Origin of the sequence: Flavobacterium sp. N2270 (assembly GCF_025947225.1) — a bacterium.
Lineage (GTDB): Bacteria > Bacteroidota > Bacteroidia > Flavobacteriales > Flavobacteriaceae > Flavobacterium.
In genome coordinates this window covers 134,525-148,050 of sequence record NZ_CP110005.1, presented here as the reverse complement: position 1 = coordinate 148,050, position 13,526 = coordinate 134,525, and the positions used below count along the sequence as shown (strand labels likewise).

12 protein-coding genes are annotated in these 13,526 nt (G+C 30.7%); 6 read left to right on the top strand and 6 right to left on the bottom strand.

Annotated features, from left to right (window positions below):
• Window positions 1-262: 262 nt before the first annotated feature.
• The 3 genes from OLM55_RS00735 (at window position 263) to OLM55_RS00725 (ending at window position 4,065) form a co-directional block, all read left to right on the top strand.
• Window positions 263-1,597 (top strand): O-antigen ligase family protein, encoded by a 1,335-nt coding sequence (locus tag OLM55_RS00735; protein ID WP_264559514.1) that lies wholly within the window; start codon window positions 263-265, stop codon window positions 1,595-1,597.
• Complete coding sequence (locus OLM55_RS00730) at window positions 1,584-2,600, top strand: glycosyltransferase family 4 protein (RefSeq protein WP_264559513.1); 1,017 nt, start codon at window positions 1,584-1,586, stop codon at window positions 2,598-2,600. Before OLM55_RS00735 ends, OLM55_RS00730 begins: the two co-directional genes overlap by 14 nt.
• Before the next feature lie 82 nt (window positions 2,601-2,682).
• The gene (locus OLM55_RS00725) at window positions 2,683-4,065 is read left to right on the top strand and encodes a sugar transferase (protein ID WP_264559512.1); all 1,383 of its coding nucleotides are present in this window, start codon (window positions 2,683-2,685) and stop codon (window positions 4,063-4,065) included.
• Between the two features lie 49 nt (window positions 4,066-4,114).
• Here the strand turns inward: OLM55_RS00725 and OLM55_RS00720 are convergent, their stop codons facing one another.
• Window positions 4,115-5,239 (bottom strand): DUF4105 domain-containing protein, encoded by a 1,125-nt coding sequence (locus OLM55_RS00720; RefSeq protein WP_264559511.1) that lies wholly within the window; start codon window positions 5,237-5,239, stop codon window positions 4,115-4,117.
• A gap of 9 nt (window positions 5,240-5,248) precedes the next feature.
• Window positions 5,249-6,325, bottom strand: a complete 1,077-nt coding sequence (locus OLM55_RS00715) for a PorV/PorQ family protein (protein WP_264559510.1) — start codon at window positions 6,323-6,325, stop codon at window positions 5,249-5,251.
• A 221-nt stretch (window positions 6,326-6,546) separates the two neighbouring features.
• Here OLM55_RS00715 and OLM55_RS00710 point away from each other — a divergent pair, with 221 nt between their 5' ends.
• Entirely contained in the window at window positions 6,547-7,284 is a 738-nt protein-coding gene (locus OLM55_RS00710) for a CDP-alcohol phosphatidyltransferase family protein (RefSeq protein WP_264559509.1), read from the top strand.
• 6 nt (window positions 7,285-7,290) lie between these two features.
• Window positions 7,291-8,139, top strand: coding sequence for a glycoside hydrolase family 25 protein (locus OLM55_RS00705; RefSeq protein WP_264559508.1), 849 nt, complete (start codon window positions 7,291-7,293; stop codon window positions 8,137-8,139).
• A gap of 120 nt (window positions 8,140-8,259) precedes the next feature.
• Here the strand turns inward: OLM55_RS00705 and lptB are convergent, their stop codons facing one another.
• The 4 genes from lptB to OLM55_RS00685 form a co-directional block, all read right to left on the bottom strand.
• The gene (gene lptB / locus OLM55_RS00700) at window positions 8,260-9,000 is read right to left on the bottom strand and encodes an LPS export ABC transporter ATP-binding protein (protein ID WP_264559507.1); all 741 of its coding nucleotides are present in this window, start codon (window positions 8,998-9,000) and stop codon (window positions 8,260-8,262) included.
• Between the two features lie 107 nt (window positions 9,001-9,107).
• A complete protein-coding gene (locus tag OLM55_RS00695) occupies window positions 9,108-9,458 on the bottom strand; it encodes a carboxymuconolactone decarboxylase family protein (protein WP_264559506.1) in 351 nt (116 codons plus the stop codon).
• A gap of 1 nt (window position 9,459) precedes the next feature.
• A complete protein-coding gene (gene tatC, locus OLM55_RS00690) occupies window positions 9,460-10,272 on the bottom strand; it encodes a twin-arginine translocase subunit TatC (RefSeq protein WP_264559505.1) in 813 nt (270 codons plus the stop codon).
• On the bottom strand, window positions 10,272-11,237 hold the full coding sequence (locus OLM55_RS00685) for a KpsF/GutQ family sugar-phosphate isomerase (RefSeq protein ID WP_264559504.1): 966 nt from the start codon (window positions 11,235-11,237) through the stop codon (window positions 10,272-10,274). The genes tatC and OLM55_RS00685 overlap by 1 nt, the downstream gene beginning before the upstream one ends.
• An 84-nt stretch (window positions 11,238-11,321) precedes the next feature.
• Here OLM55_RS00685 and recQ point away from each other — a divergent pair, with 84 nt between their 5' ends.
• On the top strand, window positions 11,322-13,517 hold the full coding sequence (recQ, locus tag OLM55_RS00680; protein WP_264559503.1) for a DNA helicase RecQ: 2,196 nt from the start codon (window positions 11,322-11,324) through the stop codon (window positions 13,515-13,517).
• Window positions 13,518-13,526 lie beyond the last annotated feature (9 nt).

Genomic DNA, 13,526 nt, shown 5'->3' with positions numbered 1-13,526 from the left:
TTGTTGAATGTATTATTAAATAGTTTTTTTTTTGATGTTTCTCATAGTCTCATAATATCAAGTTAGTTTCTTATATTGCACCTATATATAAAACAAAGGTTGTTTTAGGTAAATTTAAAATGGTTAATCATTCAAATTTAATAAATGATAGCAATATGTTTTATGACGATATTCATGTAAACAAAATCGGAAGAAAAATATGTTCGATTGAATTTTCAAAATATCTTAACTGAAATATAATTTTATATTCTAAAAGTAAAAAGTGAATAAGACTTCGAGAAACCCATATCTTTTTTTAATTTTTTTTCATCTACTTCTTGGTGCAGTGGTATTTGCTTTGCCTTTCCTAGCAAAAATATACAGTTTGTTAATTGTGTTTTTTGGGTATATGTGGGTAATTAAAAATAAAAACAAAAACCACGAAGCGTTAATTGTCTCGGCTTATATAGTAGGAGCAGAGGTTTTTTTAAGGATGACTGAAGGAGGATTTATAAGCGAGTATGGGAAATATAATATAATACTTTTAATGACTCTAGGAATTCTTTATAGGGGTTTCCATCAGGGAAGTTATGTTTATTTAATTTATCTTTTTTTATTAATTCCTGGAGTGTTTTATGGTGTTCATACTTTGAGTTTTGATGCTAATATTCGTAAAGCTATTGCTTTTAATATTTCAGGGCCTGTTAGTTTGGGTTTTTCAGCTTTATATTGTTATCGAAAGACTATTAGTTTAAAGCAATTTAAAAAAATATTTTTAGCTTTTGGGCTACCCATTTTATCCATTGTTGCTTATATAATTCTATATGGTTCAAATAAGACTAAGGTTTTTTTAAATACTTCATCTAATCATGATGCCTCTGGTGGGTTTGGCCCAAATCAAATGTCGACCATGTTAGGCTTTGGAATGTTTGTTTTTTTTACTATTTTTTATCTATTTGCAAAAACTAAACTGGAAAAATTTGTTACGGTAGTTATTCTTGCAGTGGTTACTTTTAGGGGGATTCTAACATTTTCAAGAGGAGGTGTTTATGTAGGTATAGGCATGATTTTGATTTTAATTGCTTTTACTTTTTTTAGAATTAATGCTAGGGCTAAAATGAAAGTTTTTGTCATGATCTTGACAGGGTTTGCTTTGTCTATAGGTATATGGACGTACACGTCAGTTACAACAGATGGGCTTATTGATAAAAGGTATGCAAATCAAGATGCTTCTGGTAAGTTAAAACAAAGTAAGTTGACGGGTAGGGAAACTTTAATTGAATCGGAATTATTGATGTTTTGGGAAAATCCAATTACAGGTGTTGGTGTTGGTAAAAATAAAGAATATCGGGAAGAACAAACAGGTATTTTATTGCCTACTCATAATGAGATTTCAAGAACGCTTGCAGAACATGGTTTTTTAGGTATTGTATGCTTATTGATTATTTTCTTTACACCTTTAATTAATTTCATAGACAATAAGAGAAATATTTTTGCTTTATCTTTTTTCTTATTTTGGATTTTAACTATTAATCATGCTGCCATGCGTTTAGCTGCCCCCGGATTTGTTTATGCATTATCAGTACTAAATCTTTCTTTCAACAATGAAGAAGATTAAACTTCTCTACATAGGTAATGCCATTTCCAAGCACGGGTATAATAAAACCACTGTTGAAACTTTAGGGAACTCTTTTGAAGAGGAAGGATATGTTGTTTTTTATGCATCCAGCAAGAAAAACCAACTGTTGCGTTTAGTGGATATGATTTTGACAACCTTTAAATACGCAAAAAAAGTCGATTATATTATTATAGATGCCTACAGTACTTCGAGTTTTTGGTATGCTTTTTTGTGCAGTCAAATAGCACGAGTGTTTCAAACAAAATACATTCCTATTTTACACGGTGGAGATTTACCAAAGCGTTTGGATAGCCATCCAAAATTATGTAAAATGCTTTTTGAAAATGCTTATAAAAATGTGGCGCCTTCCAATTATTTATTATCTGAATTTGCCAAAAGAGGTTTTCAAAATGTAGAATATATTCCTAACAGTATTGAGCTAAAAAATTATCCGTTTAAGGTGAGAAAGTCATTTGAGCCTAAATTATTATGGGTAAGGGCTTTTGCTACGATATACAACCCTAAAATGGCGGTTGATGTTTTAAAGAAATTGCAAGTTCGTTTTCCAAATGCATCGCTTACTATGGTGGGACCTGATAAAGACGGAAGTATGGAAACTACTCAGCAATATGCTAAACAATTAAATGTTGAGGTATGTTTTACTCATCGTTTAAGTAAAGAAGAGTGGATAGATTTATCTAAAGATTTTGATTTTTTCATCAATACCACCCATTTTGATAATACGCCAGTTAGTGTAATGGAAGCCATGGCTTTAGGCTTGCCTGTTGTGAGTACTAATGTTGGAGGAATTCCGTTTTTACTAACGCATAATGAAAATGCAGTTTTAGTAAACGACAACGACAGTACACATATGGCTGATTCTATCATTCATTTAATTGAAAATCAAGAAAAAGCGCTTTTACTATCAAAGAAAGGAAGAGCCTACATAGAGCAAATGGACTGGATGATGGTAAAAAAGAAGTGGCATGCGTTACTTCAGTAAATAATTAGAGTAATCAGAATGCATTTGTTAATTATTTAACATTATTTTTTGTTTCTTTGTCAAAAAAATAAAGCTTTTAAACATGTCTCAAAATAGCAAAATACATTTTGAAATTTCAGAGCGAAAAATTCTCTTACGGGTTTTTGATGTTGTTTTTGTTTTGGGTTTCTTGCATTTAATTAGCCATAATTTTAAGTTTGATTATTTTTCAATACGAGAAGATAGCTACTATTGGACGATACTTTTAGCGGCTTATATCACAGTTATAGGAACTGTTTTTGATATGTATAACCTGCAAACGGCGAGTAATAGATATCAAATTTTAAAAAGCATTATTTTAACTACTTCCGTTACTACTTTACTGTATTTATTAACTCCTTTTTTTACGCCCATTTTACCGTCAAATCGACTTCAAATTATATTATTCTATTTGGCCATATTGACGGCTTTACTCATTTGGAGAAATTTATACATCCTTTTTTTAGCCACGAATCGATTTGTAAAAAAAGTTATTTTTGTAGGAAGCGGTAAAAAAGTAGTAAAGTTTATCAATAAGTTAAAGGAGGTTAATCCTAATTTCCAAGTAATTGGATTTGTGGTTACAGATGACAAAGCGATTACTACGGAAATTCCACAAATTAAATTGTCTGACTTAAAATCAACGGTTAGAACTCATTATGTTTCAGAGATTATAGTGGCCGATGATTCTAATAAATCGATTAGTTTAGAGCAATATGAAGTGTTGCTTCAAATTTTAGAAAGCGGAATAGTTATTCGTCAATATTCAGATGTTTATGAGCAAATAACCGCAAGACTTCCTTTGCAACAAGAGGATAAAGAATTGTTTAAATTTTTCCCTTTTAGTAGAAGTAATCAAAATAAATTGTATTTGTTTTTCAGTCGTTTTTTTGATGTACTTTTTGCTTTAATCGGTTTGTCTTTTTTAGGATTAGCTTTACCTGTTCTTATGTTGTTTAATTTGTTTTGGAATAGAGGGCCTATGTTTTATGTTCAAGAACGAGTGGGGAAAAACGGAGCACCTTTTCAAATTTATAAGTTAAGAAGCATGATTGTAAATGCTGAAAAAGACGGTGCAGTTTTTGCCAGTACCAATGATACTAGAGTTACTCCTTTTGGAAGGTTTTTAAGAAAATCGCGTATAGATGAAATTCCTCAATTCATAAATGTATTATTTGGACAAATGGCACTTATTGGACCTAGACCAGAACGCCCTGTTTTTGTAGACGAAATTGCAAATACAATACCTTTGTATAAAACAAGACATGTTGTTAAACCCGGACTAACAGGTTGGGCACAAGTAAATTATTCTTATGGTGAAAGTATAGAAGACAGTCTTATGAAATTAAGATATGATTTGTACTACATAAAACACCGAAGTATGTTTTTAGATTTAAATATCGTGTTAAAAACATTAAATACAGTTTTGTTCTTTAAAGGACAGTAGGGGGAGATTTGGAGAAGGAGAGATTTGGAGATTCATTATCCATTATTCATTATCCATTACCCATTGATTTCTTACACTTCATAATAATTCTAGTGATTAAGATAAAATGTGCTACTGTAAAAGGCAAGAAAAGCATTAAGTCGACTTTGTTGATGATTAATAGGAAGTGCGCAATAAGGCAAACCAAATTGATTTTTCCCCAAGTAATTATTGTTTTTGCACTTCGCTTGTACATAGTAAATACAAAAACAAGTAATAACGGATTGAATAATAAAGCATTATAGTTCCATAGCACTTCTTCGTGAAAAGAATACAAACCTACTAAGCATAAAAAAACACCAATCAATGCAATAACTGAAAAATAGAAAGAAGTAACCTTTTTGTTGTTGATTAAGACTATTAAAGCCAATATTAAAATTATTAAATAAGGAGAATTTAATAAAGAAGATTTAAAATCTGTTTTTTGGGCTTCAAATACTGTTTTAGTATTGGTCACTAAAGGTTTGCCTTTGTATGTTTTCGTTTTTAAAACATGGTGTAATTCTAAGGGCAGAAAAAGTGTTTCGGCAAGTCTATCTACTTTTTCTCCAAAAATTAAATTAATTCCTAATTTGGTAAAATAATCATGGTCGAGGTAATTGATGTTTAAAATATCTCTATAACTAATTTCAACAGGTTTGTTTGTAGTAATTGAATCGTTAACTAAAACATCATTTAGTTTGTCAATTACTTTAGTAGTACAGTTTCTGTCAATAAACTTATACGTATAATATTTATCGTCAGAAAATAAAGAAGCGTTTAAGTTTTTGTATAAGGTGTTTTTTTGGTCTAAACTTAAATCGATTTCTTGTTCGTATATAGAACGATTGTCTAAAATATAACTGTATTCAAAATCCATATAACGTTGCGTTGAAACAAAATATTTCATGTCGCCTTTTACAAATTTTGCTACAAAATAAGGTGTGTTAAAATCAAAAAAACCATAGTTGTAAACAATGTCTATTCCGTTTTTAGAATCTTTTATTCTAATTCCGGTATGGCCATATAATTCGTGTGATGCATTTCCTGTACCAATAGTCAAAACGCTTACTTTTGAGTTTTCAGATAAAGTAGTACTCTGACCAAAACTGTGTAAAGAAAAAAATAGGAATAAATAGAAGTATAATTTTTTCATAAGAACAGGCTAATGTCTAAAAATATCGAAATCAATTTTTAAAGAAAAAATATTAGAATAAAGTGCAGCACTTTGATCGCCTAAATCTGTTAAGGCATAATCAATTTGAATGCCTCTGTATTTAAACCCTAATCCAATATTAGGCTGAAAACTTAATTTTTTTGAATCGTCTATTTGTGTAATTTGTTGAAAATTACCAACACCACCTCTTAAGAATACTAAATCTACATAACCAAATTCAAAACCTACTGCAGGATCGATACTTACTAAACTAGTAGAAATAATATCATTTGTTTGCGTAAACTGCATGTTTAAATTTGCTGCTGCTGTAAGACTATAATCATAACGAATGATGTATTTTTTAGAGATACCCAATTGTGCTTTTGGTAATGTAATTTCAGACGTTTCTGGTAATTCTTGGTTTTCTCCAGGAACAGCATCGGCAATTTCATTGTATTTGTCTTCATCAATGATCCAAGTGTTGTAAGTAGTAGTAATATCTCTTAACATTAAACCAAACTTCCAGTCTTCATCGTCGCTTATATATTGTAAGCCTAAATCAAACCCAAAGCCCCATGAACTGGCAAAATCACCTATTACTCTGTGAATCACTTTTCCGTTAACCCCAATATTTAAGCCGTCAATAGGTAAACTTCTTGCATAGGAAACGGTTAAAGCATAATCGGCAGTTGAAAAAAGAGAAATTCTATTGTAGTCAATGTTTCCTTGACTGTCAATTAACTGAGTAGTGTTTAAAATATCGTCAACACCAAAACGAATTATAGAAAGTCCTACGGCGCTTTCAGTATCAATTGGCATAGCAAAACCCGCATAGTCATATTGAGCAATATTAGCAAAATAACTCGCATGCATTAGAGCAACCTGATTGTCTTCTAGTTTTATTAATCCTGCCGGATTCCAGTATCCTGAGTTTACATCGCCACTTTGGGCTGTAACAGCATTACTCATTCCAAGTGCAGCAGCATCAACACCAATACTCAAAAATTCATTAGAATATTTTCTAACTGTTTGACTAAAAGAGAATAATGATTGTAAAAAAATAAATAGTATAAAGGTCTTTTTCAAAGCCGTTGTAATTTTTACAAATATCTAATAAAATTCTTAATTACTAAACTCAAATTCTATTAACTTATTGTATTACATTTGCTTTAAATTATTTGAAGCCACACATTTGGTTTTGTATATTTGTATTTCCTGCTATTCGTTATATTACTTGCAAAGCAAGATAATGTCACTTCTATCAGGGCTATAGAAACACTTTAAGTCTTTATTTTTAACTATTTTTTATGAACATTAAAAAACACATTCCAAACGCATTAACACTTTTAAATTTATTATGTGGTTTGCTTGCGATTATTGCTATTTTTAATGGTTTTTACGATCATGCTTTTATTTTCGTTTCGTTAGGAATATTTTTTGATTTTTGGGATGGGTTTTTAGCACGTAAATTTGACGTAGCTGGTCCGTTAGGTGTTCAGTTGGATTCACTTGCAGATATGGTAACGAGTGGAGTTGTTCCTGGTTTATTAATGTTTAAACTATTTGAAACTATTCAGCAAAATCAACCTCAATATATGCTTACTGAAGAAACTTTTTATATGGGACTTATTCCGTATTTTGGTTTTTTTATTACACTAGCATCATGTTATCGATTGGCTAATTTTAATATTGATACGAGACAAACTAATTCTTTTATAGGATTGCCTACTCCTGCAAATACACTGTTGATTATGAGTATTCCAATGATTCAGTATTTTGGCAGATATGAATGGCTTACAATTGCTTTAGATAATCCTTATGTGTTATTGGTAATTACTTTGATAAGTACTTATTTACTAAATGCTGAAATTCCTTTATTTTCGTTAAAGTTTAAAAAATTAAATTGGGCAGAAGCTAAACTTCAAATTAGTTTTGTAGTTTTTGCTGTAATTTTGCTAATTTTATTGAAGTTTGTAGCAATTCCATTAATTATTATTTCTTACATAATACTTTCTATGGTGTTGAATTCGTTATCTAAAAAATAACATCATTTGGCTACGCGAAAAAGAGTAGTTGTAAAAAAAGCTACTAAAAAGAAAACCACTAATTATCAGTTTACAATAATTACATCAGGAATTTTATTGCTGATGGTAATTATTGTAGGCTATAAATATCACACACGTTTTTTATCTTATTTAGGCTTTATACCTGAAAAACCCTATAGTTCTTTATCGGAAGAGGAAAGAAAAATTTCAAACGAACATATTGAAAAGGTGTTGTTGAACCATGATGATAAAGCATTAGGTTTTGATGTTTCGGAATATCAAAGTGTTATTGATTGGGAAAAAACATATAATATTAACGAATCTTTTGAAATGTCATTTGTTTTTATTCGTGCCACGGCAGGAAATAATAAAATAGACAGAAGGTTTAAGGAAAATTGGAAAAAGGCAAAGGAAAGAAATTTAATTTGTGGTGCTTATCATTATTATCGTCCTAATGAAAATTCAATTGAACAAGCCAATAATTTCATTAAAACAGTACAACTAAAAAAAGGCGACTTGCCACCGGTTTTAGATATTGAAAAATTACCTAAAACACAATCTATTGCTAACTTAAAATTGGGTTTAAGAAGATGGCTTGAAGTTGTTGAAAAACATTATAAAGTAAAGCCAATTATTTATTCGGGCGAAAGCTATTATAATGATTTCTTGAAAGATGAATTCTCAGATTATCCGTTTTGGATTGCGAATTATAATTTTTGGATAAAAGATATTAAAGACGAATGGGATTTTTGGCAATTTACCGAAAATGGTGAGGTAGAAGGAGTAAAAGGAAGATTAGACTTGAATGTGTATAACGGTTCGGTTTTATCGCTTCAAAATAAGTGTATAAAATAAAAGCTTAAAGTGATGGGGAGACTTTGAGACTTTGAGAAAATAAAGCTGCAACCATTATTGTCACACTGAGCGGAGTCGAAGTGCTTTTAAAAGTTAAAAGTAAAAAGCTTATGCCTACAACTAAAATTCTATTTTCTTCTTTCTCAACTCAAAATTCTGACCTAAGTACACTCTTCTTACCATTTCATCTTCCACTAATTCTTCGGGTTTACCAGCTTTTAGAATTCCACCTTCAAACATTAAGTACGTTTTATCGGTAATCGCTAAAGTTTCTTGGACATTATGATCGGTAATTAAAATTCCAATGTTTTTATTTTTTAATTGAGCTACAATTCGTTGAATGTCTTCAACCGCTACTGGGTCAACGCCTGCAAAAGGTTCGTCAAGTAAAATAAATTTTGGGTCAGTTGCTAAACAACGAGCAATTTCTGTTCTTCTTCGTTCTCCACCAGAAAGTAAATCTCCTCTATTTGTTCTAATATGTTCTAAAGAAAATTCAGCAATCAATTCTTCCATTTTGGCTACTTGTTCTTCTTTGGTTTTATTGGTCAATTGAAGGACACTCAAAATATTATCTTCAATGCTTAGTTTTCTAAAAACAGACGCTTCTTGTGCTAAATAACCAATTCCATTTTGAGCTCTTTTAAACATTGGATAATCTGTAATGTTTAAATCGTCTAAATAAATATTTCCACTATTAGGTTTTACCAAACCTACAATCATATAAAAGGAAGTAGTTTTTCCAGCACCATTTGGACCTAAAAGCCCTACAATTTCTCCTTGGTTTACTTCTACAGAAATACCTTTTACAACACTTCTTTTTTTATAGGTTTTGACTAAATTTTCTGCTCTTAGTTTCATATTATGGTTATGAGTTTAAAAGTTTATGGGTTTAAAAGGGAACATTTAGCCACAAATAAACGAATAAACAATTTAACAGTTAAGCGATTTAACAATAATTTATCCTGTTACTGAGCACTTTCTTCCAATGCTTCCCAGAATTCATAAGCTCTTCTTAAATGAGGAATTACGATTGTACCTCCTACTAGAGTGGCTATTCCCATGGCTTCCATCATTTCTTCTTTGGTAATTCCGTTTTTAAATGCAGTTTCTAAATGATATTTAATGCAATCGTCACATCTTAAAACAGCCGAAGCTACTAACCCTAAAAGTTCTTTAGTTTTAACATCTAAAGCGCCTTCAGCGTATGCGTTTGTGTCTAAATTGAAAATTCTTTTAACAATTTTATTATTGTCGGCCAAAAGTTTATCATTCATTTTTGAACGATAATCATTGAATTCTTGTACTGGATTTGACATATTATTTTATTTTTTCTTGTTTTTTATGAACGATAACACTTATTAAAATACTTATTTCGTATAAAATCATGATTGGTATTGCTACTATAACTTGACTGATTATATCGGGAGGAGTTATAATTGCTGAAAGAATTAATACGATTACTAGAGTGTATTTTCTATAGTTTCTTAGTGAGCTTGGAGTTACCAAACCTATTTTGGTTAGAAAATAAATAAGAATTGGTAATTCAAATAATAACCCGCAAGCCACTGTAGATGATCTTAATAAACTAATATAGGAATCTAAGTCAATATCATTGAAAATTTCCTTACTTACATTATAATTAGCTAAAAAATTAACCGATAATGGAGCAATCATAAAATAACCAAACAATACTCCTGTGAAAAATAAAATGGAAGCCGTAACTATAAATAAAACAGCATATTTTCTTTCTTTTTCATAAAGCGCAGGACTTATGAATTTCCAGAATTCCCAAATGATAAACGGAAATCCTAAAATAAAACCAGCGGTTATTGAAGTCCACATATGGGCCGAAAATTGACCCCCCATTTCTCTACTTTGAATTCGCATTGGAATTTCGGTCACACAAAGACTTTTGTCTAAACCAAACTCTTGAGAAAGATCACAAAAAAATCGATACGTTATAAAATCTACGTTTTTTGGTCCAAATAAAATTTTATCAAAAATAAAGTCGCTAAAAAAGAAGGCAACAGTTGCACAAGCAAGAATGGCAATCGTACTTCTTATTAATAACCATCTTAACTCTTCAAGATGATCTAAAAAAGACATTTCGCTTAAGTTTTTCTTCGCCATTATACAATTCCTTCTTTTAAAATATCGTGTAAATGTAAAATACCTAGATATTTGTTATTGTCTAAAACAACTAATTGTGTAATTGAATTGTTCTCTAAAATGTTTAACGCATCAGAAACTAATATGTTAGAATCGATATTTTTCGGATTTTTGGTCATAATGTCTTGAGCAACTAAGTCAACAAAATTATCTCGAGTATTCAACATTCTTCTAATATCACCATCCGTAATAATTCCTATAACAGTATTGTTCTCTACAACAGCTGTGACTCCAAGTCTTTTTTCAGAAATTTCCATGATCACTTTTTTAATACTGTCGTTTGGATTGACTTTAGGAACATGAGTTGTATCTAACATGTCTTTGACTTTTAATAATAATTTTTTTCCTAACGCTCCTCCAGGATGATATATAGCAAAATCTTCATTTTTAAAATTCCTTACTTCCATTAAAGCAACCGCAAGGGCATCTCCTAAAACCAATTGAGCGGTTGTACTGTTTGTTGGAGCTAAGTTATTTGGACATGCCTCATTGTCTACATGAGCATGTAAAATATAATGTGATTCTTTTCCTAAAAACGAATTTAAATCGGCAGTCATTCCTATTAAGGTGTTGCCAAATCGTTTTAAGAGAGGAACTAAAACTTTAATTTCTGGACTATTTCCGCTTTTTGAAATGCATATAATTACGTCTTCGGGTAAAACCATTCCTAAATCGCCATGCACTGCTTCTGAGGCATGTAAGAAAATAGAAGGTGTTCCTGTAGAATTTAAAGTAGCCACTATTTTTTGAGCAATAATAGCACTTTTGCCTATTCCGGTTATAACAAGTCTTCCTTTGGATTTAAAAATAATATCTACACTTTTCGCAAAATCATCGGTTAAATAATTTACCAAATTGGCAATGCTTTCACTCTCGGCTAAAATGGTTTTTTTAGCAGATTCTAAAATTGTAGTTGTAGTATTCAAAGTAGTTGTTTTAATTGTTTTGTGTTTTTAAAGATTATTGTATCTTTATAAATGCAAATTTAGGTAAAATCATATTAATAGAGAATGAAACTAAACGAAATTGATTTACACAAAGAGTTAAAAAAATATTTTGGGTTTAACCAATTCAAAGGACTTCAAGAACAAGTAGTTAAAAGTATCATATACGGTAATAATACATTTGTAATTATGCCAACAGGTGGTGGTAAATCATTATGTTACCAGTTGCCTGCTTTGGTATTAGATGGAACAGCAATTGTCGTTTCTCCGCTTATTGCGTTAATGAAAAACCAAGTAGATGCTATTAGAGGTTTAAGTTCTGAGTATGGAATTGCGCATGTTTTAAACTCATCATTAACTAAAACAGAAATAAATCAGGTAAAGTCAGATATAAAATCGGGTGTTACTAAATTACTGTATGTAGCTCCAGAATCGCTAACAAAGGCCGAGTATATTGAGTTTTTACAAGGTGTAAAATTGTCTTTTGTAGCTATTGATGAAGCGCATTGTATTTCTGAATGGGGACATGATTTTAGACCTGAATATAGAAACTTAAGAAATATAATTAAACAGTTAGGTGATATACCTATTATTGGTTTAACGGCTACTGCAACGCCAAAAGTACAAGAAGATATTCTTAAAAATTTAGATATTCCAGGTGCAAATACTTTTAAGGCTTCTTTTAATAGAGCTAATTTGTATTATGAAATTAGACCTAAAACAAAAAATATAGAATCAGATATTATTCGATTCATTAAGCAAAACAAAGGAAAATCGGGTGTTATTTATTGTTTAAGCAGAAAAAAAGTAGAAGAGATTGCTCAACTTTTACAAGTAAACGGTATTAGTGCAGTTCCTTATCATGCTGGTTTAGATGCAAAAACGCGTGCGAAGCATCAGGATAATTTCTTAATGGAAGATGTTGATGTTGTAGTTGCAACTATTGCTTTTGGAATGGGAATTGATAAACCAGATGTTCGTTTTGTAATTCATCATGATATTCCTAAATCGTTAGAAAGTTATTATCAAGAAACTGGTCGAGCTGGTCGAGATGGTGGCGAGGGTCATTGTTTGGCGTATTATGCATATAAAGACATTGAAAAGTTAGAAAAATTCATGTCGGGTAAACCCGTTGCTGAACAAGAAGTTGGTTTTGCCTTGTTACAGGAAGTTGTAGCATATGCTGAAACTTCAATTTCTAGAAGAAAATATTTACTGCATTATTTTGGAGAAGACTTTGATTCAGAAACAGGAGAAGGAGCAGATATGGATGACAATATGCGTAATCCAAAACAAAAAGAAGAAGCTAAAGATCAAGTAAAATTATTGCTTGAAGTAATTAAGCAAACCAAAGAACAATTTAAGGCAAAAGAAATTATTTTAGCTTTAGTAGGAAAAGTTAATGCTGTAATAAAAGCGCATAAAATTGACCAACAATCTTATTTTGGTAAAGGAAATAAATTTGATGATAAATATTGGATGGCTTTAATTCGTCAAATTTTAGTCAACGGATTTATAGAAAAAGATATTGAAAGTTATGGAGTAATTCGACTTTCTAGTAAAGGGCATGATTTTATTAAAAATCCTGAGTCATTTATGATGTCTTTAGATCATGAATATAATGAATCTGATGACGATAGTATTGTGACTTCTTCTAAATCTTCAGGTGTGGCAGACGAAGCGTTAATGTCAATGCTAAAAGATTTAAGAAAGAAAGTGGCTAAGAAATTAGGTGTTCCTCCTTTTGTTGTTTTTCAAGATCCATCATTAGAGGATATGGCGCTTAAATATCCAATTACAACAGATGAACTTGGGAATGTTCATGGTGTGAGTGAAGGAAAGGCTAAAAAATATGGTAAAGAGTTTCTAGATTTAATTAATCGATATGTTGAAGATAATGATATTATTCGTCCAGATGATTTGGTAGTAAAATCGACAGGTGCAAATTCAGGATTAAAATTATACATTATTCAGAATGTTGATAGAAAACTCGATTTAAACGATATTGCTTCTGCAAAGGGATTATCAATGGATGATTTGCTTAAAGAAATGGAGCAGATAGTATATTCAGGTACAAAATTGAATATAAGCTATTGGGTTGACGAAATATTAGACGAAGATCAACAAGAAGAAATTCATGATTATTTCATGGAATCTCAATCAGATAATATTAAAGCTGCATTATCTGAATTTGATGGTGAATACGATACCGAAGAATTACGCTTAATGCGAATTAAGTTTATTAGTGAGGTGGCGAATTAGTGTATGAAG